Genomic DNA, 19,651 nt, shown 5'->3' with positions numbered 1-19,651 from the left:
ACCCGTCACCGGTGCAGCGAGCGCGCCCAGTCCGCCGGTACCCGCCCGGCCGGTCCGGGCGCGGGCTGGTCCGCGGGGCGGCTGGCGGGCGGGGCCAGCTCGGGGCCCGACTCGCGCAGCGTGTCCGTCGCGTAGTCCCAGAACCAGTCCTCGCCGGGTTCGTAACTCTGCACCACGGGATGCCCGGTGGCCCGGTAGTGGCCGGTGGCGTGCTGCCCGGGGGAGCTGTCGCAGCAGCCCACGTGCCCGCAGGCGGCGCACCGCCGCAGATGGAACCACCAGCCGCCGGCCGCGTCGCACTCGGCGCAGCCCGCGCCGCTCGGCGGGACGGCGGGGTCGATTCCGGTGTCGTCGGTCATGCGGACTCCTCGGTCGGTTCGGTGTCGGGCTCCGCCGCGGTCAGCGGCAGCAGGACCTGGAAGCGGGTGTCGCCCGGCTCGGAGTCCACCCGGAGCGTGCCGTGGTGCTTGTTGACCACGATCCGCCAGGAGATGTCCAGGCCGAGCCCGGTGCCCTCGCCCACCGGCTTGGTGGTGAAGAACGGGTCGAAGATGCGGTCCCGGATCTCCCGCGGCACCCCGGTGCCGGTGTCGCGGAACTCCACCAGCAGCCGGTCGTGGTCGCGGGCGGTGCGCACGGTGAGCGTCCCCTCGCCGCCCGCGGCGTTCACCGCGGCGACCGCGTTGTCGATCAGGTTGGTCCACACCTGGTTCAGCTCCGCCGGGTACGCCGGGATGCCCGGGAGGGTGCGGTCGTACTCCTTGACGACCTTGATCCGGGGGCCGATCTTCCCGGACAGCATCAGCAGGGTGCTGTCGAGGAGTTCGTGGACGTCGGCGATCCGGTAGGGGGCGCGGTCGAGCTGGGAGTACTGCTTGGCGGCGTTCACCAGGTGCGAGATCCGGGCGGTGGAGTCGGCGATCTCGTCCATCAGCAGCTCGGTCTCGACCGTGTAGTTGAGCCAGCCCACCGCGCCGGGCAGGATCTCCTCGTCCACCGCCGCCGCGACCTGGTCCAGCCACTCGGTGTCCAGGCCCGCCTGCACGAAGACCGGGGCGAGCTGCCAGCCCTGCTCGATGCCGTGGTCGGTCAGCCAGTCGGTGAGGGCGTCCTCCCGGTCGGCGGCCTCCAGCGGGCTGAGCGAGGGCGCCTTGGCGACCCGTTCGGCCGTGCGCTCCTGGATCTCGATCAGCCCCGCCAGCGCGTCCCGGGAGAACGGCCCCTCGGCGATCACGGCCAGCTTGTGCCGCATCTTCGCCACCCGCTCCCGCAGGCCGGCGGTGGCCCGGACGGCCGCCGCGGCCGGGTTGTTCAGCTCGTGCGTCAGCCCGGCGCTGAGCGAGCCCAGGGCCAGCAGCCGCTCCCGCTGCCCGACCGCCCGCTGGGTGTTCTTCGCCCCGAAGAACAGCCCCTCCAGCAGGTGCACCGCCATCGGGAACCACTCCTGCATGATGCTGGCGAAGGTGTCCGCGGGCAGCACGAAGAACCGCGTCGGCTCGGTCACCCGCATCGAGTTGGTGTACCGCTGCGGCACCCGCTCCCCGAGGTACGCCTGCATCGCGCCCGCGTACACCCCGCGCTGCGAGGTGCGGTTGACCTCGACCTCGTCCCCGCCGACCCGGCGGGAGAGCACCACCGTGCCGTCCAGCATCACGTAGAAGCAGGTGGCGGGCTCGCCCTCGGTGTAGACCGGGCCGGGCTCGAACAGCTCCACCCGCCCCTCGGCGCACAGCCGTCCCAACTGCTCCGGCGTCAGCTTCTCGAACAGGAACAGCGCCCCGATCTCGCCGGGGCTGCACGGCATCGGGCGGCCGCTCACGACTGCTCCAGATACCGGTGAACGAGCATCACGGCCATGGCACCCTCTCCTACGGCGGACGCGACCCGCTTGGCGGACTCCGCGCGGGCGTCGCCCGCCACGAACACGCCCGGGACGCTGGTCTCCAGGTGGTACGGCGGCCGGTCCAGGTCCCAGCCGGCCGGCGGCCGCCCGTCGGTCATCAGGTCGGGTCCGGCCAGGATGAACCCGCGGGCGTCCCGCCGCACCGTGCCGTCCAGCCAGTCGGTCAGCGGGGCCGCGCCGATGAACACGAACAGCCACTGGGCGTCGACCAGTTCGCTGTGCCCGGTCTCGGTGTCGCGCAGGGTGAGCCGCTCCAGGCGGCCGTCGCCGTGCGCGCCCTCCACGACGGTGCCGCAGCGCACCACGATGTTGGGGGTGTCCTCGATCTGCTGGATCAGGTAGTGCGACATCGACGCGGCCAGCGACTCCCCGCGCACCAGCAGCGTCACCGTCTTGGCGCCCCGGGCCAGGTACATCGCCGCCTGCCCGGCGGAGTTGGCGCCGCCCACGATGTACACGTCGTGGCCCTGGCAGGAGGCGGCCTCGGTGAGCGCGGAACCGTAGAACACGCCGCAGCCGGTGAGGTCCTCGCAGCCGGGCGCGTCGAGCTGCCGGTAGGACACGCCGGTCGCCAGCAGCACGCTGTGCGCGGCGATCGCCGAGCCGTCGGAGAAGCGGACCGTGCGCGCCGCCCCGTTCACCTCCAGGCCGGTCACCTCCCGGGCGGTGAGGATCTCGGCGCCGAACTTCGCCGCCTGCCGCCGCGCCCGGTCGGTGAGCTGGGCGCCGGACACGCCGTCGGGGAAGCCGAGGTAGTTCTCGATCCGGCTGCTCTGCCCGGCCTGGCCGCCGGTCGCCGACCGCTCCACCAGCACCGTGCGCAGCCCTTCCGACGCCCCGTACACGGCCGCGCCCAGCCCGGCCGGGCCGCCGCCGATCACCACCAGGTCGTAGAAGTCGGCCGCCGGGGTGGTCGCCAGGCCGACCCGCGCGGCCAGATCGGGGGCCGCGGGCTGCACCAGCGGCGTCCCGTCGGGGGTGATCACCACCGGGAGCCGCCGCCCGTCCTGCCCGGCGGCGGCCAGCAGCCGCCCGCCCTCCGGTTCGTCGGCCGAGTACCAGCGGTAGGGCACCTGGTTGCGGGCGAGGAACTCCCGCACCTCCGAGGAGCGCGCCGAGAAGCGGTGCCCGACCACCTTGGTGCTGGGCACCGGCTTGTGGTCGCCGGCCCGCCAGGCCGCCAGCAGGTCGTCCAGGACCGGGTAGAGCTTCTCCTCCGGCGGGTCCCACGGCTTGAGCAGGTAGTGGTCGAGATCGACCACGTTGATCGCGTCGATGGCCGCGTTCGTGTCCGCGTACGCGGTCAGCAGCACCCGGCGGGCTCCCGGGTGGATGTCCATGGCCTGTTCGAGGAATTCGATGCCGTTCATCCGGGGCATCCGGTAGTCGGCGAGGATCACCGCGACCAGGTCGCCGCGCAGCTTCAGCTCCCGCAGCGCCTGGAGCGCGGACTCGCCGGACTCCGCGCGCACGATCCGGTGCGTGGCGCCGTAGCGCCGTCGCAGGTCGCGGGCGACGGCCCGGGACACCCCGGGGTCGTCGTCCACGGTCATGATGACGGTCCGCGCCGTCTCGGCGGCCTGTGTCATACGTCCCCCACGTCGAGCGGCCGGCTCACGGCACGGCGTCTCCGTGACCGCACCGGCCTGCGCCCATCGTATGTTCGATCGCCGGTCCGTGCGCGGACAGCGGATCTTCGCCCCCGCGGGCCGGTCGAGCGGCTGACGTGGGGAAGACTGGTGCCGACGTACGCCATCAGCACTCAGGAGGAACCGCATGACGCGCCCGATCACGGCAGGGGTGGACGGATCGGAGGAGAGCCTCGCGGCACTGGCCTGGGCGGCCAGGGAGGCGGTCCGGCTCGGGACACCGCTGCGGGTGGTGCACGCCTGGCGGTTCGAGCCGCGGCCCGAGGCGGCGGACCGGGAGACCCAGGAGCGGTGGGTACGGGAGTCGGTGGCCGAGGCGGTGGCGGCCGTCACCGGGCGCCACGCGGGCCTGGAGGTGACCACCGAGGTGCTGGAGGGCGACGACGTCGAGACGCTGGTCGCGGCGGCGGCCGACGCCGGGACGCTGGTGCTGGGCTCGCGCGGGCACGGCCCCGTCGTCGGCTTCCTGCTCGGCTCCGTCGGCCAGCAGGTGATCGCCGCCGCCACCCGGCCGGTCGTGCTGGTCCGGGCCGGGAACCGGCCCTCGGACGAGGTGGCCGGGCACGAGATCGTGGTGGGCCAGCAGGGCGAGCCCGAGGACAGCGCCGAGGTGCTGCGGTTCGCCTTCGAGGCCGCCGCCGCCCGGGGCGCCACCGTCCGCGCGGTGCGGGCCTGGACCCTGCCGCCGCTGTTCGCCTACAGCCCGGCCTCGCTGAAGCTGCTGGACGACGCCGGGGGTTTGGAGCCGTACGAGCGGCAGGCGCTGGACGCGGCGCTCGCGCCCTGGCGGGACCGCTTCCCCGGCGTGCACGTGGTGGAGCACGTGGAGATGGGCAGCGCCGGGCAGGTGCTGCTGTCGGTGGCCGGACGCGCCCAGTTGATGGTCGTCGGGCGCCGCGCCCGCCGTACGGCCGTCGGCGCCCGGATCGGTTCGGTGGCGCACGGCGTGCTGCACCACGCGGGCTGCCCGGTGGCCGTGGTGCCGCACGCGTGAGTCACTCCTCCCGCACCAACTGGAGCGTCTCGCGGGCCTTGGGCAGGACGTGGGCGATGTAGTCCTGGACGGCGGTGTCCAGGCCGATGTCGTGCTGGGCCCGCTCGGACAGGTACCAGCGGTGCTCCAGCAGTTCGTGGTAGATCTCCGCCGGGTCCATGGTGCCGCGCAGCTCGCGCGGCACCGCCCGCACGGTCGGCCGGAACACCTCCCGCACCCAGCGGTGGGCCAGCACCTCCGGGCGGGCGCTCAGGGGGTCGTCGGGGTCGTAGTCGTCCTGGGTGGCCATCCAGGACTCCAGGTCGTTCAGCAGCCGCCGGGCCTGGTTCTCCTCGGCGTCCAGGCCGGTCAGCCGGAGCAGTTGCCGCTGGTGGTGCCCGGCGTCGACGACCTTGGGCACGAAGGTGACCGTGTCGCCGTTGGAGGCGTGCTCGATCTGCATCTCGGCGACGTCGAAGCCGAGGTCGTTGAGCCGGCGTATCCGGCGTTCTATGTAGTGGTACTTGCCCGCCGGGTAGACGGAGGTGCGGGTCAGCTCCCGCCACAGGTCCCGGTAGCGGGCGCAGATCTCCGCGCCGAACTCGACGGCGTCGACGGAGGGGTGCAGCGCCCCGGACGCCTCCAGGTCGAGCAGCTCGCCGCTGATGTTGACGCGGGCCAGGTCGAGGTCGTAGTCGCGCTGCCCGTCGCTGAGCCTGGCGTGCAGCTCGCCGGTCTCGGCGTCCACCAGATAGGCGGCGTAGGCGCCCGCGTCGCGGCGGAACAGGGTGTTGGACAGCGAGCAGTCGCCCCACGCGAACCCGGCCAGGTGCAGCCGCACCAGCAGCACCGCGAGGGCGTCCATCAGCCGGTGCATGGTGGCCGGGCGCATCGTCGTCTCGAACATCGACCGGTACGGCATGGACCCGCCGAGGTGCCGGGTGATCAGCACCGGCTCCAGCGGCTCGCCGGCCTCGTCGGTGCGGCCGGTGACCACGCCGAGGGCGTCCACCGCGGGGATGCCCAACCGGTCCAGGTCGCGCAGGAGTTCGTACTCGCGCAGCGCGGGCCGCTCGGCCAGTTCCTTGACGGCGATCACCTCGTCGCCGGCCCGGGCGTAGCGCACCACGTGCCGGGAGATGCCGCGGGGGAGCGGCACGAGGTACTTGTCGGGCCACTCCTCCAGCGGCAGGTGCCAGGGCAGTTCGAGCAGGAGCACGGGGTGCTCCGGGTTGGTGGCGCTGATGTGCAAGGCCATGGCCCCGACTGTAGAGGGCCCGCCCGCCTGCCCGCGCCGAAGGGCCCGCCCGGCTACCCGCCGCGCAGGGCCCGCTCCCGGGCCCGGCGGGCGGCGTCGGCGACCGGTCCCCGGTGGACGGGGCCGTGGCCGGGCAGCAGGACGTCGGCGTCGAGCCGTTCCAGGACGGCGAGCGAGGCCAGGGTGCGGGCCCGGTCGTGGTGGAACATGCCGGGCAAGAGCTGCGGTCCGCCGGTGCGGGCCAGGGCGTGCCCGGTGACCAGGGCGTCCCCGGAGACGACCACGCCGGCGTCGGGCAGGTGGTAGGCGCAGTGGCCGTCGGTGTGCCCGGGGGTGTGTACCGGCACCGGGCGGCCGGGCAGGTCCAGGGCGCCCGGCCCGGGGAACGCCCGGGGCGCGGTGACCGGGTGCCGGGCGGTGCCGCCGGACCGTACGACGTGCGCGATCCACGGCAGGGCACCGGGCCGCCAACTGTTGCGCAGCACCGTCGGCACGGAGACCTGCTGGAGGAAGTCGCCCCGCGCGTGCGGGACCTCGGCCTCGTGCAGGTGTACGGGCGTGCCGTGGGCGGCGCTCAGGTACTCGGCCGAGCCCAGGTGGTCGTTGTGGGCGTGGGTGATCAGCACGGCCGTCACCGCCTCCGGCGCGGCGCCCACCCGGGCCAGCGAGGCCAGCAGTGCCCGCCGGTCCCCGGGGTAGCCGGTGTCCACCAGCGTCACCGCGTCCCCCTCGGTGAGGATCACCCAGTTGGTGTGGCCGCCGTGCACCAGGTAGGTGCCGTCGGCGACCTGCCGTACGTCCGCGTCCATCGCTCTCCCTGTCCCGCGCCGGCCCCCGCGGGGGACAGCCAACCAGACGCGGGCCGCCGCCGGCACCGGTCCCCGGCCGGCGGGTCAGCGGACCCCGTGCGGGCGGAACTGGACGCTGATCCGGGGCCCCACGGCCCGCGCGGTCTTCGGTACGCAGTGCTCCCAGGTGCGCTGGCAGGAGCCGCCCATCACGATCAGGTCGCCGTGGCCCAGCGGCCGGCGCACGGTGTCGCCGCCGCCCACCGGGCGCAGCAGCAGGTCCCGGGGGGCGCCCACGGAGAGGATCGCGACCATGGTGTCCTGGCGCGCGCCCCGCCCGATCCGGTCGCCGTGCCAGGCGACGCTGTCCCGGCCGTCCCGGTAGTGGCAGAGCCCGGCGGTGGTGAACGGCTCGCCCAGCTCCCCGGCGTACCGCGCGCTCAGCGCGGCGCGCGCCTCGTCCAGCGCCGGGTGCGGCAGCGGGTCGCCCGCGCCGTAGAAGGCGAGCAGCCGCGGGACGTCGACCACCTGGTCGTACATGGCGCGCCGCTCCGCGCGCCAGGGGACCCCGGCCGCGAGGTGGGCGAAGAGGGCGTCCGCCCCGGTCAGCCAGCCCGGCAGGACGTCGATCCAGGCGCCGCGGCCCAGCACGGTCCGCCGGATCCCGTCCAGGGGGCCGACCCGGACCTGGTCGGTCTGGTCGAAGAGGGAGCCCTGGAGGTGCGTGGTCATGGTGCCAGCGTACTCCTTATTCGAAAATGTGTTCCCTTCGGTTGCCGGTGGCGTCCGGTCCCTTCCGATACACCGCCGTATCCGATACGTTCGCGCATCGGACGGAGGGCGGACCATGACGGCGAGGGCGGGACGGACGACCAGGCGCCGGGCCCGCACCCGGGCCGAGCTGCTGGACGCCGCGTTCACGGTGTTCGCCGCCAAGGGGTTCGGCCGCGTCTCCATCGAGGAGGTCTGCGAGGCCGCCGGGTACAGCAGGGGCGCCTTCTACTCGAACTTCACCACCCTGGACGAGCTGTTCTTCGCTCTCTACCGGCAGCGCGCCGACCTGATCGCCGAGCAGGTCACCGCCGCCCTCGCCGCCGACGGCCCGGAACCGGACGTGGCCGCCGCCGTGCACCGGGTCACCGAGGTGCTGCTGCTCGACCGGGACTGGCTGCTGGTCAAGACCGACTTCCTGGTCCGCGCCGCCCGCGCCCCGGAGCTGGCCCGCACCCTGCTGGAGCACCGGGCGCGACTGCGGCGGGCGATCGCCGTCCGGCTGGCCCGCGCCCACCGGCACACCCCGCTGCCCGCCGTGCTCGGCGACGCCGAGGGGGCCGCGCACGCGGTGGTCGCCGCGTACGACGGCATCACCGTCCAGCTCCTGCTGGACCGGGACACCGAACGGGCCCGGGCCCGGCTCGCCGGACTGCTGACCGCGCTGCTCAGCGACGGCGGCGGGACGCCGCAATGAGACGCCGGCGGGCGGCCCGGCCCACCACCACGCAGCACCATACGAGGAAGGGACGATCGCCATGGACGCCGACGTCATCGTCGTCGGAGCGGGTCTCGCGGGACTGGTCGCCGCGCACGAACTGACCGCCCGGGGCCGCCGGGTCGCGCTGGTCGACCAGGAGAACGCCGCCAACCTCGGCGGGCAGGCGTTCTGGTCGTTCGGCGGCCTGTTCCTCGTGGACTCGCCGGAGCAGCGCCGGATGGGCGTCAAGGACTCCTTCGAGCTGGCCTGGAGCGACTGGCGGGGCAGCGCTGCCTTCGACCGGACGGACGACGAGGACGCCTGGGCGGTGCGCTGGGCCCGCGCCTACGTCGAGTTCGCGGCCGGCGAGAAGCGGTCCTGGCTGGACGGGCACGGCATCAAACTGCTGCCCACCGTCGGCTGGGCCGAGCGCGGCGACCTCACCGCCCACGGCCACGGCAACTCCGTGCCCCGCTTCCACATCGCCTGGGGCACCGGCACCGGCGTGGTGGAGCCCTTCGTACGGTACGCGCGGGAGGCCGCCCGCGACGGGCTGCTCACCTTCCACCACCGCCACCGGGTGGACGAACTGGTCGTCGAGGGCGGCACCGCCCGCGGCGTGCGCGGCACGGTCCTCGCCGAGGACACCTCGCCCCGCGGGGTCGCCTCCCACCGCGACCCGGCCGGCGCGTTCGAGCTGACCGCCCAGGCCGTGATCGTCACCTCCGGCGGCATCGGCGCCGACCACGACCTGGTCCGCCGCCACTGGCCCGCCCGTCTGGGCACCCCGCCCGCCGAGATGGTCACCGGCGTCCCCGCCTACGTCGACGGCCGGATGCTCGGCATCAGCGAGGCCGCCGGGGTCCGCCTGGTCAACCGCGACCGGATGTGGCACTACACCGAGGGCATCCGCAACTGGGACCCGATCTGGCCCGGCCACGGCATCCGCATCCTGCCCGGACCGTCCGCCCTGTGGTTCGACGCGCTCGGCCGCCGCCTGCCCGACCCCTGCCTGCCCGGCTACGACACCCTGGGCACCCTCCGGCACCTGCGCACCGACCCGGACATCGCCCGGTACGACCACTCCTGGTTCATCCTCACCCGCCGGATCGTGGAGAAGGAGTTCGCGCTGTCGGGCTCCGAGCAGAACCCCGACATCACCGCCAAGGACCGCGCCGCCTTCCTGCGCACCCGCCTGTTCGGCAAGGGCGCCCCCGGACCGGTGGCCGCCTTCCTGCGCGAGGGCGCCGACTTCGTCACCGCGCCCGGCCTGGAACAGCTCGTGGACCGGATGAACGCGCTCACCGCCGAACCGCTCCTGGACGCCGCCGCGATCCGCCGCCAGATCGAGGCCCGCGACCTGCAGATGGCCAACCCGTTCGGCAAGGACGCCCAGGTCCAGGGCATCCGCAACGCCCGCCGCTACCTCGGCGACCGCCTCAGCCGGGTCGCCGCCCCGCACCGGCTGCTGGACCCGGCGGCCGGCCCGCTGATCGGCGTCAAGCTGCACATCCTCACCCGCAAGACCCTCGGCGGCATCCAGACCGACCTCGACTCCCGCGCGCTCGGCACCGACGGCGAGCCGGTCGAGGGCCTGTACGCGGCCGGCGAGGTGGCCGGCTTCGGCGGCGGCGGGATGCACGGCTACAACGCGCTGGAGGGCACCTTCCTCGGCGGCTGCCTCTTCTCGGGGCGGGCGGCGGGACGGGCGGCGGCCCGGCAGACGGCGTGAGCGGACCACCCGCCGCTCAGCCCTTGCCCTTCTCCTTGCCCTTGCCCTTGCCCCTGCTCTCGCTCTTGCCTTCGCGGAGGAGGCCGGCCAGCACGGCGGCGTGGCTGCGCTCGGGCGTCTTCGACGCGGTCAGCAGGGTCACCGGGCCCTCGCGGACCAGCCCCCGCACCCCGTCGAGGGCCTCGGCCGCGGCCGGCCCGGCCAGCTCCGCCTCGTACCGCTCGGCGAACTCCTCGTAGGAGCCCTCGTCCGCGTGGAACCAGCGGCGCAGTTCCGTCGACGGGGTGAGGGCCTTGGGCCACTCGTCCACCCGGGCGGCGTCCTTGGCCAGGCCCCGCGGCCACAGCCGGTCCACCAGGACCCGTACCCCGTCGTCCGGCTCGGACGGTTCGTAGACGCGGCGCACCCGGACGTTCACGATCGGACCCCTTCCACGGTCGGCGCTCCTCCGGCGAGCCTATGCCGTCGGTCCGTTTTCCGAATCCTTGCCGGTCACGGGGGTACTCCGTCGGCTGGTAAGCGACGAGGAGGTATCGGACATGAGCGCACCGGACGAGCTGCCGCTCGCGCGCACACTGGGCGAGGTCATCGATCTGGTCGAAGGGCACAAGGACCTGTACGTCCGCTGGTCCCGGGGTCCCGGGACCGACCTCCGCAGCCTGTCCAGCACCGACGAACTCACGGGCGTGCCCATGCCCGGCCTCTCCGCCAACTCGCTCGACGTGGAGGAGTGGTGGGGGGACCGCCCGGTACGGGTGTGGGTGGCCCGGCGGCTGTACGACTACGCCCATCTGCCGCACGACAAGGGCCCCGGCGTCCGGGCGTGGGTGCTCACCGGGCGGGAGACGGGCCGCGGCCCCGACAACGAGCCGCTGGTGACCGATGTCGAGCCGCTGTACTGGCTCGACGACGCCGTCATCCAGGAGGCCCGGGACGTGGTGGACCACCAGGAGCGCCCCTGGGGCACGTTGCGCCGCGGGGGTGACTGAGCACCCGTACGACAAGGCGGTGGCCGCCCCCGGCAGGGGCGGCCACCGCCTTCTCACGTACTCCCGGCGTCAGCCGGTGCCGCGGCGGGCGCCGATCCGCCGCTTCAGCGCGCGGCGCTCGTTCTCGCTGGTCCCGCCCCAGACACCGATGGACTGTCCCGTGTCGAGCGCCCATCGCAGACACTGGTCACGGACCGGGCAGCGGTGGCACACCGCCTTCGCCTGCTCGGTCTGCAGCAGGGCCGGGCCGGAGGTGCCGATCGGGAAGAAGAGATCGGGGTCCTCGTCGCGGCAGGCTGCGAATTCACGCCAGTTGTCCATCAGAAGTCACCTGCGATCGTCGTATCGCGTCCTCGGTACGGATTGCTCGCCTTCCGGGTGCCGCCCGACGGCGGGGTGAAACCGGCCGATCCGTACGGCGTCCGGTCCGTCAGGGCCGCAGGGCCTCCGCCGCCGCCCCGGCCACCGCCTCGGCCACGGTGGCGAGGGCGGGGGAGTCGAGCTTCCACTGCTGCCAGTACAGGGGGACGTCGACCACGCGGCCGGGCGCCAGGTCGGTCAGCCGCCCGGCGCGCAGCAGCGGCAGGGCCTGGGGCTCGGGGATCATGCCCCAGCCCAGGCCCGCGGTGACGGCCTCGGCGAAACCCTCGGAGGTGGGGACGTAGTGCCGCGCGGGGCTCGCCGCGCCCCGCCCGCCGCCGAGCCGGCGCACGAACCCGTCCTGGAAGTCGTCCCGCCGGTCGAAGACCACCACCGGCGCCCCGGCGAGCGCCTCCGGCAGCGGCCGGCCGGTGACGTACCGGGCGGCGAAGTCCGGCGTGGCCGCCGGCCGGTACCGCATCCGCCCCAGCGGCCGCACCGAGCAGCCCGGCACCGGGTCGGGGGAGGAGGTCACCGCCGCCATCACCGCGCCCTCCCGGAGCAGGGCCGCCGTGTGGTCCTCGTCCTCGCGGCGCAGATCGAAGAAGAGCGCCGGTTCGGGCGGCACCCGGGTGAGGGCGGCCAGGAACCAGGTCGCCAGCGAGTCCGCGTTGACGGCCACCGAGACCCGGGTCGGCTCCCCGGGCCCGCTCAGCCCCAGCTCCGCGTGGGCGTCCCGCTCCAGCCGGGCCACCTGCCGGGCGAGCCGCACCAGTACCGCGCCGGACTCGGTCGGCCGCACCGGCTTGGTGCGCAGCAGCAGCACCCGGCCGGTGCGCTGCTCCAGCGCCTTCACCCGCTGGCTCACCGCCGACGGCGTCACATGCAGCGCCGCCGCGGCGGCGTCGAACGTCCCCTCGTCCACCACCGCCAGCAGCGTCCGCACCTGGTCCAGCGGGAGATCACCCAGCGCCGTCGTCATCACGAGCGCTAAGGGTACGTAAGAATCTTTAGCTGTACGTCCAGTGATCGCCCCGTTTAGCGTCGGGTCCATGACCAACGCCCTGACCGCCGCGGCCGCCGGCTTCGGCACCGGCCTCTCGCTCATCGTCGCCATCGGCGCCCAGAACGCCTTCGTCCTGCGCCAGGGGGTGCGCCGCGACGCCGTCCTCGCGGTGGTCGGCATCTGCGCCCTGTCCGACGTGGTGCTGATCGCCCTCGGGGTGGGCGGGGTCGGCGCGCTGGTGGTGGCCTGGCCGGGCGCGCTCACCGCGGTCGGCTGGATCGGCGGCCTGTTCCTGCTCGGCTACGGCGCCCTGGCCGCCCGCCGGGTGGTGCGGCCGGGCGGCGCGCTGCGGGCGGAGGGCGAGGCGGCGGGCTCCCGGCGCCGGGCGGTGCTCACCTGCCTGGCGCTGACCTGGCTCAACCCGCACGTCTACCTGGACACGGTGTTCCTGCTGGGCTCGGTCGCCGCCGACCGGGGCCCGCTGCGCTGGACCTTCGGCCTGGGCGCCGCGCTGGCCAGCCTGGTCTGGTTCGCCGCGCTGGGCTTCGGCGCCCGCTTCCTCGGCCGGTTCCTGGCCCGGCCTGCCGCCTGGCGGGTGCTGGACGGCCTGGTCGCCGTCACCATGATCGCCCTCGGCGTCTCCTTGCTCGCCGGAAGCTGACGCCCCCCGCCCCGCCCGCCGCCGCGTCCTGCGATAGTGAACCCCCGAATCGAAAGATGTAGCGACCAAGTAGGAACGCGTGGACACCAGCGACAGCAGCACCGCACCCCGGGCCGAGACCCCCGACGCCGACGGCAGCGAACCGGCTCCCCGCCGGGGCTGGCGCCGCTGGGCGATGGACACCCGCCCGCTGCGCCGCCCCGCCTACCGCAGGCTGTGGAGCTCCACCATCGTCACGGCCGTCGGCAGCCAGCTCACCGCCGTCGCCGTGCCCAAGCAGATCTACGACATCACCGGCTCCTCGGCCTGGGTCGGCGCGGCCAGCCTCGCCGGACTGCTGCCGCTGGTGGTGTTCGCGCTGTGGGGCGGCGCGGTCGCCGACACCATGGACCGCCGCAAGCTGCTGCTGATCACCAACAGCGGCATCGCCGTGACCTCGCTGCTGTTCTGGGTGCAGGCCGTCACCGGCCTGGAGTCGGTCGCCGTGCTGATGGCGCTGCTCGCCCTCCAGCAGGCGTTCTGGGGCCTGAACGCCCCCGCCCGCAGCGCCTCCATCGCCCGGCTGGTCCCCGAGGACGAGCTGCCCGCCGCCAACGCCCTGGGCTCCACCGTCATGCAGACCGGCCAGGTGGTCGGCCCGCTGCTCGCCGGTGTGCTCATCCCGGTCATCGGCCTGCCCGAGCTGTACCTCATCGACGCCCTCGCCCTGTGCGTCACCGTCTGGGCGGTGTACCGGCTGCCCGCGCTGGTGCCGCTGACCGGGGCGGCGAAGCGGCGCGCGGGCGTCCGGGAGGTGGTGGCGGGCTTCCGCTACATCGCCGCGCACACCGTGCTGCTGCTCTCCTTCCTCGCCGACATCGTCGCCATGGTCCTCGGCATGCCCCGCGCCCTGTTCCCGCAGCTCGCCGCCGAGACGTACGCCCCCTGGGGCGAGGGCCTCGCGCTGGGGCTGCTGTTCGCGGCGATCCCCATCGGGGCGGTGGCCGGAGGACTGTTCTCCGGCACCTTCTCCCGGGCCCGGCGGCACGGCTGGATGGTGATCGGCGCGGTGGTGGCCTGGGGCGCGGCCATCGCCGGGTTCGGGCTGAGCGGCAACCTGTGGCTCGCGGTGGTCTTCCTGGCCCTGGCCGGGGTCGCCGACATGGTCTCGATGGTGTTCCGGGGGGCGATCCTGCTCTCCGCCGCCACCGACGAGATGCGCGGCCGGATGCAGGGCGTCTTCACGGTCGTCGTCGCGGGCGGCCCGCGCCTGGCCGATGTGCTGCACGGCACCGCGGGCTCGGCGTTCGGCGCCCGCACCGCCGTGACCGGCGGCGGACTGCTGGTCGTCGTGGTGATGCTGGGCCTGGCGCTGGCCGTGCCCGCGCTGCGCCGCTACCGGGTCTGAGCCCTCACAGGGAGCCGCGCCGGTGCAGCGCGTACTGCTCCATGAGCTGGCCGCGGGTCATCTCCAGCCGGTGCGCGAGGATCTCGGCGACCGACCGGACCAGGGCGAGGCCGAGCCGCGGGTCCTCGTCGCACAGCGCCAGCACCTGGTCCGCGCGGAACTCGTAGGCGCGCACCGGGCTGAACGCCTCCGCCCCGAAGTCCCACCGGTACGGCGGGAACAGCCAGGACCAGCCCAGCAGGTCGCCGGCGCCGAGGCTGGCCACCGTGACCCGCTGCGCCGCCGGGACGCTCTGGGTGAGGGAGACCGCGCCGGAGCGGATGACCCAGAAGCGGTCGGCGGGACCCTCGGCCTCGAAGATCGCGGCGTCCTCCGGGAAGGAGACCTCCCGGGCGAGGGCGGTCAGCCGGGCACGCTGCGGCGGGGGGAGGGCGGTGAGCAGTTTTATCGCTTTGGTCATGAGGCGGGACTCCTCGCCGACGGTTCGGTTCCGGTGCAGTCCCAGTGCCCATTTCGGCGGCCACCGTCCCCCGGGCGGCCCGGCCGATCTCCGGCGACCGCGCGTGGGCATGAGAAAGCCCTGGCTGGACGGGGGAAGCCAGCCAGGGCCGTAAGCGGTGGCGCCGGGGGGCCGCGCGGGTCGACCCCGTCACCACGTATGGATGAACGCTAAACCATTTCTGACCGTTCCGAGAACGCCGGGCGCGGGTTCGTGACGTGATTCACGCGGGTCACGGCCGGGGCGCCGGTCCGCTCACTCCGCCACCACCCGGACCGTCTCCAGCGACGGGTCGCTCGGGTCCGGCAGGTACATCCCGGCCTCCAGCCCGGTGCGCAGGTACCGCAGCACCGGCGCGGTCAGCCGCTCGCCCGGCAGCACGGCCGGGATGCCCGGCGGATACGGGGTGATCATCTCCGCCGCGACCCGCCCCGCGGCCTCCTCCAGCGGCACGTTCTCCACCGGCCCGAAGAACGCGTCCCGGGGCAGCGCGACCTGCGCCATCCGCAGCTCGTCCGGCACCGGCACCGCCACCTCGGGCGCGGCCGGCAGCGAGGGCGCCACCCGGGCGAGGTCCTTCAGCGCGGCCAGCAGCTCCCCGGCGGTCTCCCGGTCGTCGCCGTGGGTGAGCTGCGCGCCGATCCGCCGGTGGTCGGTGATGTGGGCGATCAGGCCCCGGTGCTCGCGCAGCCAGTCGGCCGCCTGGTAGCCGGAGATGCCGAGCCCGTCCAGGTCGATCACCACGGGCAGCGGGTCGAAGTCGTCGGCGCGGCCCGGACCGCAGAAGTCCGCCCGGTCGTTGACGTGCATGCCGTCGATCTGCTCGATCGCCGCCCGCACCTCGGCCGCCAGCTCCAGGGCGCCGCCCATCAGCTCCCGCCCGTGCAGCGCCATCTGCCGGCGCCAGCCGTCCAGGCCCGCGTAGATCAGCGACGAGGGGCTGGTGGTGCCGAGCAGGTCGGCGCGCATCCCGAGCAGCTCCGGCGGCACCAGGTCGCCCTGGAGGTGGAAGACGGAACCCTGCTCCAGGCCGCTGCCCATCTTGTGGATGCTGGTCACGCAGATGTCGGCGCCCGCGTCCATCGCCCAGGTCGGCAGGTCCGGGTGGAAGGGCAGGTGCGCGCCCCACGCCTCGTCCACGATCAGCGGCCGCGACCGGCGGTGGCAGACCTCGGCGACCGCCCGCAGGTCCGCGGTGGCCCCGTACGGCGTCGGGCTGGTGATCAGCGCGCCCTTGGCGTCGGGGTGGGCGGCGAAGGCCCGGTCGAACTCCTCGGCGGACGGCGGGTGCGCGATATGCCGGTCGGGGTCCCAGCGCGGCTCGACCCAGACCGGCTCGATGCCCGACAGCAGCAGGCCGGAGACCACCGACTTGTGGGCGTCCCGGCCGATCAGCAGCTTCTCGTGCGGCCCGGCCACCGCCAGCATCGCCGCCTTGACCGACAGGGAGCTGCCGCAGGTGGAGAAGAACGCGTGGTCGGCGTGGACGGCGTCGGCCATCAGCTCCTGGGCGCGCTGCAGCACCCGGCCCCGGGTGAGCCGGTCGTCCAGCCCGCCGGTGGTCAGCACGTCCCCGAGGAACACCGCGTCGCCCAGCACCTCACGCGCCGCCGGGTCGGCGCCGCGCGCCTGCTTGTGCCCGGGGGGCGTGAACGACAGCCGCCCCTCGCGGCGGTACTCGGCGAGGGCTTCCAGGACGGGTGCGCGGGTGTGATCGACAGCCATGCCGGTCGCCTTCCCCGCGACGGCCCGCCCAATCGGCGGGCGCCGGCCGGCTCCGCCCGGCGCCCGTCCGGCCGGGCGGGCGCCGGTCAGCTCCGCCGGGTGCGGTTGCCCGGGGTCAGCACCTCGTCCAGGACGTGGACGACGGCCTCGTAGGCCAGGGAGCGCACCTCCGCCTCCCGGGCGGCCGGGTCGGCCGCGTCCAGCTCCTCCCGCCGGGCCCGCCAGGTCTGTTCCTCCTGGGCCGCGCAGGCCCTCGCGCGTTGCATCCGTCGCAGCAGTTCGTCCGAGTCCACAACATCCGTCATGCCCTTCCGCGTACCCCCGCCGGCCCGCGGAATGGCCCTTGGGCCGTACGGAGGCCCGGAGGTTTGGGGGTGCGGGGAGAGGTCAGCCGGTTCACATGGTCCTCCTGGCCGGCCGCGCCACCGCGGCCGGGTCCGGCTTGTCCCATCGACCAGGGAGCTGACGGATGTGCGAACCGCACCCCACCGATCCCGCCGCTGAACGCGGCGGCGCCGGCCGGCGCCTGCCGCCGCGGCCGTCCAAACCCGCCGAGGCCCGCCGGGCCGTGGAACGCGCGGTCACCGAGTGCTGCCGCCAGGGCCGCGCCCGCTGCGACGACGACGCCCTGTCGGACGCCGTGCTGGTCGCCTCCGAGCTGACCACCAACGCCATTCTGCACGGCGGCGGCATCACCGACTTCCGGGTCGACGTCACCGGCCCCGCGGTCCGGGTCTCGGTCAGCGACCGCAGCGACCGCCTGCCGGTCGCCGTGGACCCGACCGACGCGCAGGGACGCCGCCGGGTGGGCGGCCGGGGCTGGCCGATCGTCTGCCGCCTCGCCCGCGACGTCCACGTGCGCGATCTGCCGTCCGGAGGCAAGTGCATCAGCGTCCTCGTACCGCTGTCCTAGTTACTTTTCGAAAAGCGGAGTTTGTTCCCCCGGAGTGAGGGCAGTCGCAGTTTCGTGCTTCGGACCGGAGGCGCAGCAGCGGGGGCGGCACGGCCGCTCGGACCCCATGTGATCCGGTCGGCCCCGTTCCCGCGGTAAGTCCCCTGAGACCACCGTTCAGGAGCGAATCCGCATGCTCATCGACACGCCCACTGACCGTCCCGCCACCGCCGAGCCCACGACCACCACCGAACCGTCCCCCGAGCCGACCACCGGGACCGCCCGGCGCCGGCACGACGACGCACCCGACACCGCGGCGCTCTTCGCCCGGCTCGCCACCCTGGAGGACGGGCCCGAGCGCGACGCGGTACGCGACGAGCTCGTCACCGCCTGGCTGCCCATGGCCCACCGGATCGCCGGCCGCTTCCGCGACCGCGGGGAGTCCGTGGAGGACCTGCGGCAGGTGGCGGCGCTGGGGCTGGTGAAGGCCATCGACCGTTTCGACCCGGAGCGGGGCGCCTTCGAGAGTTACGCCGTCCCCACCATCACGGGTGAGGTCAAGCGGCACTTCCGGGACCGGATGTGGGCCCTGCGGGTCCCGCGCCGGGTCCAGGAACTGCGCAACAAGGTCCGCGTCGCCCGGCGCGAACTCACGCAGAACCCCGGCAGCCCGGAACCCTCGGTGGCCGACATCGCCGCCCACACCGGGCTCACCGAGGAGGAGGTCGGCGCCGGCATGGAAGCGCTGGAGAGCTTCAGCACCCTGTCGCTGGACGCCGAGCTGTCGGCCGGCGACGACGGCTACAGCCTCGCCGACACCCTCGGCGCCTCGGACAACTCGTTCGACACCGTCGTGGACCGCGAGTCCGCCAAGGAGGGGCTGCGCAAGCTGCCCGAGCGCGAACGCGCCATCCTCTACATGCGGTTCTTCGAGGACATGACACAGAGCCGGATAGCGGACCGGCTGGGCATCTCGCAGATGCACGTCTCCCGCCTGATCAGCCGCAGTTGCGCCCGGGTGCGCGACGAGGCGCTGGGTCAGCGGACGAACCGGCGCGGCGGCCCCGGCCGGCCCGCGTCGGTGTGAAGGAGGAACCGAGAAACATGCTGAGGCCCCACCCCGCCGTGCTGCGCCGGCTCGTGGACGACTACGAGTCGGCCCTGGCCGGCGCGCCCGCCGACGGCACACCCAGCCCCCGAGCGCGGGACCTGGCGTACACGCTGTGCGTGTCCACCGGCACCCGCGACGTACGACTGGCCCTGGAGGCGGCGCGCCACTGGCTCGCCGCCGCGCCCGCCCCCGACCACCCCACCCCCGTCGCCGTCGGCGACTGACGCCGAGCGGGAGGGCACCCTCACCGCCGTGGCCGCGCCCCGCGCCCCCACGGCGGTGGCGTGTCCGGACCCGGGACGGCGGCCCGGCCCCGGCGGGTGTGCCGGGCCCGGGCGGGGGCATCCGATCCGCGACACACCGGGAGGGGAGCCAGAACATGGCCACGCGAGTGCTGACGGGAATGACCGGCCGGGCCAGGGCCCGGCGACTGGCCGACGGATCGGCCCGGGAGAGCGCGGCCCGCGCGGGCCTGACCGCCCGCGGGGTGATCTACCTGCTGGTCGGGCTGCTGGCGTTGCAGATCGCCTTCGGCGGCGGCGGGGGACGCGAGGCCGACCGCTCGGGCGCCCTGGAGGAACTGGCCGCCAAGCCGTTCGGCTCGGTGCTGCTGTGGGCGCTGGGCATCGGCCTGGTCGGGATGGCCCTGTGGCGGCTGTCCGAGGCGCTGTTCGGCACCATCGGCGCGGACGGCCGCAAGGCGAAGAAGCGGCTGCCGGCCGCCGCCCGCTGCGTGTTCTACGGCTTCGTCGCCTACTCGGTCCTCGCGTTCGCCGCCAGCCCCTCCCACGGCTCCGGCGGATCGAGCGACCAGCAGTCCCGGGACGTCACCGCCCGGGTCATGGAGGTGACCGCCGGCCGGTGGCTGGTCGGCGCGGCCGGCGTGGGCATCGTGATCGCCGGCGTGGTGATCGCCGTACAGGCGGCCCGCCGCAGCTTCCGCAAGAAGCTCAAGACGGGCGAGCTGGCCCCCTGGTCCCGGAAGCTGGTGGACATCACCGGCGTGGCCGGGGGAGTGGCGCGCGGAGCGGTGTTCGCCACCGCCGGCGCCTTCGCCGTACGGGCCGCGGTCGACTACGACGCCGACCGGGCCAAGGGCCTCGACGACACCCTGCGCTCCTTCGCCGACACCCCGCTCGGCCCCTGGCTGCTGGCGCTGGTCGCGGCCGGCCTGGTGCTGTTCGGCGTCTTCTCGTTCGCACTGGCCCGGTGGCGGCGGGTCTGATCCGCGCGGGACGGGGAACACG

General features: G+C 74.6%; 22 protein-coding genes. 10 read left to right on the top strand and 12 right to left on the bottom strand.

The window, feature by feature from the left end:
• Window positions 1–5: 5 nt before the first annotated feature.
• From IE316_RS26955 to IE316_RS26945, 3 genes are read right to left on the bottom strand one after another with little or no spacing between them, the layout of a single operon-like run.
• Complete coding sequence (locus tag IE316_RS26955; protein ID WP_190207091.1) at window positions 6–359, bottom strand: UBP-type zinc finger domain-containing protein; 354 nt, start codon at window positions 357–359, stop codon at window positions 6–8.
• Entirely contained in the window at window positions 356–1,819 is a 1,464-nt protein-coding gene (locus tag IE316_RS26950) for an ATP-binding protein (RefSeq protein WP_229910568.1), read from the bottom strand. The genes IE316_RS26955 and IE316_RS26950 overlap by 4 nt, the downstream gene beginning before the upstream one ends.
• Window positions 1,816–3,492: an NAD(P)/FAD-dependent oxidoreductase gene (locus IE316_RS26945; RefSeq protein WP_190207090.1), complete on the bottom strand. Its 1,677-nt coding sequence runs from the start codon at window positions 3,490–3,492 to the stop codon at window positions 1,816–1,818. The genes IE316_RS26950 and IE316_RS26945 overlap by 4 nt, the downstream gene beginning before the upstream one ends.
• A gap of 187 nt (window positions 3,493–3,679) precedes the next feature.
• On the opposite strand from IE316_RS26945, the gene IE316_RS26940 reads away from it, so the two are divergent.
• A complete protein-coding gene (locus IE316_RS26940; protein ID WP_190207089.1) occupies window positions 3,680–4,546 on the top strand; it encodes a universal stress protein in 867 nt (288 codons plus the stop codon).
• Window position 4,547: 1 nt separating this feature from the next.
• Here the strand turns inward: IE316_RS26940 and IE316_RS26935 are convergent, their stop codons facing one another.
• From IE316_RS26935 to IE316_RS26925, 3 genes are all read right to left on the bottom strand, one after another.
• The gene (locus IE316_RS26935; RefSeq protein WP_190207088.1) at window positions 4,548–5,783 is read right to left on the bottom strand and encodes a DUF4032 domain-containing protein; all 1,236 of its coding nucleotides are present in this window, start codon (window positions 5,781–5,783) and stop codon (window positions 4,548–4,550) included.
• A gap of 53 nt (window positions 5,784–5,836) precedes the next feature.
• Window positions 5,837–6,592, bottom strand: coding sequence for an MBL fold metallo-hydrolase (locus tag IE316_RS26930; RefSeq protein WP_190207087.1), 756 nt, complete (start codon window positions 6,590–6,592; stop codon window positions 5,837–5,839).
• 84 nt (window positions 6,593–6,676) lie between these two features.
• Window positions 6,677–7,303, bottom strand: coding sequence for an alpha-ketoglutarate-dependent dioxygenase AlkB (locus IE316_RS26925; RefSeq protein WP_190207086.1), 627 nt, complete (start codon window positions 7,301–7,303; stop codon window positions 6,677–6,679).
• 115 nt (window positions 7,304–7,418) lie between these two features.
• Here IE316_RS26925 and IE316_RS26920 point away from each other — a divergent pair, with 115 nt between their 5' ends.
• Both IE316_RS26920 and IE316_RS26915 read left to right on the top strand, forming a co-directional pair.
• Window positions 7,419–8,039: a TetR/AcrR family transcriptional regulator gene (locus IE316_RS26920; protein ID WP_190207085.1), complete on the top strand. Its 621-nt coding sequence runs from the start codon at window positions 7,419–7,421 to the stop codon at window positions 8,037–8,039.
• A gap of 61 nt (window positions 8,040–8,100) precedes the next feature.
• The gene (locus IE316_RS26915) at window positions 8,101–9,774 is read left to right on the top strand and encodes an FAD-binding dehydrogenase (protein WP_190207084.1); all 1,674 of its coding nucleotides are present in this window, start codon (window positions 8,101–8,103) and stop codon (window positions 9,772–9,774) included.
• Window positions 9,775–9,790: 16 nt separating this feature from the next.
• Here the strand turns inward: IE316_RS26915 and IE316_RS26910 are convergent, their stop codons facing one another.
• Window positions 9,791–10,192 carry a DUF488 domain-containing protein gene (locus IE316_RS26910; RefSeq protein WP_190207083.1) on the bottom strand — a complete coding sequence of 134 codons (402 nt, stop codon included), beginning with the start codon at window positions 10,190–10,192 and terminating at the stop codon, window positions 9,791–9,793.
• Between the two features lie 121 nt (window positions 10,193–10,313).
• Between IE316_RS26910 and IE316_RS26905 the strand changes: the two genes are divergently transcribed.
• A complete protein-coding gene (locus IE316_RS26905; protein ID WP_190207082.1) occupies window positions 10,314–10,763 on the top strand; it encodes a DUF6098 family protein in 450 nt (149 codons plus the stop codon).
• Window positions 10,764–10,832: 69 nt separating this feature from the next.
• Here the strand turns inward: IE316_RS26905 and IE316_RS26900 are convergent, their stop codons facing one another.
• Window positions 10,833–11,084, bottom strand: coding sequence for a WhiB family transcriptional regulator (locus IE316_RS26900; RefSeq protein WP_190207081.1), 252 nt, complete (start codon window positions 11,082–11,084; stop codon window positions 10,833–10,835).
• 109 nt (window positions 11,085–11,193) lie between these two features.
• The gene (locus tag IE316_RS26895) at window positions 11,194–12,105 is read right to left on the bottom strand and encodes a LysR family transcriptional regulator ArgP (protein WP_190207265.1); all 912 of its coding nucleotides are present in this window, start codon (window positions 12,103–12,105) and stop codon (window positions 11,194–11,196) included.
• A gap of 70 nt (window positions 12,106–12,175) precedes the next feature.
• Between IE316_RS26895 and IE316_RS26890 the strand changes: the two genes are divergently transcribed.
• Together IE316_RS26890 and IE316_RS26885 are read left to right on the top strand one after the other, a co-directional pair.
• Window positions 12,176–12,790, top strand: a complete 615-nt coding sequence (locus tag IE316_RS26890; RefSeq protein ID WP_190207080.1) for a LysE/ArgO family amino acid transporter — start codon at window positions 12,176–12,178, stop codon at window positions 12,788–12,790.
• 79 nt (window positions 12,791–12,869) lie between these two features.
• Window positions 12,870–14,177, top strand: coding sequence for an MFS transporter (locus tag IE316_RS26885; RefSeq protein ID WP_190207079.1), 1,308 nt, complete (start codon window positions 12,870–12,872; stop codon window positions 14,175–14,177).
• 4 nt (window positions 14,178–14,181) lie between these two features.
• Here IE316_RS26885 and IE316_RS26880 read toward each other — a convergent pair whose 3' ends face one another.
• The 3 genes from IE316_RS26880 to IE316_RS26870 form a co-directional block, all read right to left on the bottom strand.
• Complete coding sequence (locus IE316_RS26880; protein ID WP_190207078.1) at window positions 14,182–14,637, bottom strand: cyclic nucleotide-binding domain-containing protein; 456 nt, start codon at window positions 14,635–14,637, stop codon at window positions 14,182–14,184.
• 294 nt (window positions 14,638–14,931) lie between these two features.
• Window positions 14,932–16,401 (bottom strand): aminotransferase class I/II-fold pyridoxal phosphate-dependent enzyme, encoded by a 1,470-nt coding sequence (locus tag IE316_RS26875; RefSeq protein ID WP_190207077.1) that lies wholly within the window; start codon window positions 16,399–16,401, stop codon window positions 14,932–14,934.
• An 86-nt stretch (window positions 16,402–16,487) separates the two neighbouring features.
• Window positions 16,488–16,706 (bottom strand): hypothetical protein, encoded by a 219-nt coding sequence (locus IE316_RS26870; RefSeq protein ID WP_190207076.1) that lies wholly within the window; start codon window positions 16,704–16,706, stop codon window positions 16,488–16,490.
• Window positions 16,707–16,870: 164 nt separating this feature from the next.
• Between IE316_RS26870 and IE316_RS26865 the strand changes: the two genes are divergently transcribed.
• From IE316_RS26865 to IE316_RS26850, 4 genes are all read left to right on the top strand, one after another.
• Window positions 16,871–17,314, top strand: a complete 444-nt coding sequence (locus tag IE316_RS26865) for an ATP-binding protein (RefSeq protein ID WP_190207075.1) — start codon at window positions 16,871–16,873, stop codon at window positions 17,312–17,314.
• Between the two features lie 172 nt (window positions 17,315–17,486).
• Window positions 17,487–18,380, top strand: a complete 894-nt coding sequence (locus tag IE316_RS26860) for an RNA polymerase sigma factor SigF (RefSeq protein WP_190207074.1) — start codon at window positions 17,487–17,489, stop codon at window positions 18,378–18,380.
• A 17-nt stretch (window positions 18,381–18,397) separates the two neighbouring features.
• Window positions 18,398–18,628, top strand: a complete 231-nt coding sequence (locus tag IE316_RS26855; protein ID WP_190207073.1) for a DUF5133 domain-containing protein — start codon at window positions 18,398–18,400, stop codon at window positions 18,626–18,628.
• A 155-nt stretch (window positions 18,629–18,783) separates the two neighbouring features.
• On the top strand, window positions 18,784–19,629 hold the full coding sequence (locus IE316_RS26850) for a DUF1206 domain-containing protein (RefSeq protein WP_190207072.1): 846 nt from the start codon (window positions 18,784–18,786) through the stop codon (window positions 19,627–19,629).
• Window positions 19,630–19,651: the final 22 nt, after the last annotated feature.

Origin of the sequence: Streptomyces fumanus (assembly GCF_014655295.1) — a bacterium.
GTDB classification, from domain to species: Bacteria; Actinomycetota; Actinomycetes; order Streptomycetales; family Streptomycetaceae; genus Streptomyces; species Streptomyces fumanus.
The sequence above is the reverse complement of the archived record's forward strand: the minus strand, read 5'-3'. Positions and strand labels throughout refer to the sequence as shown.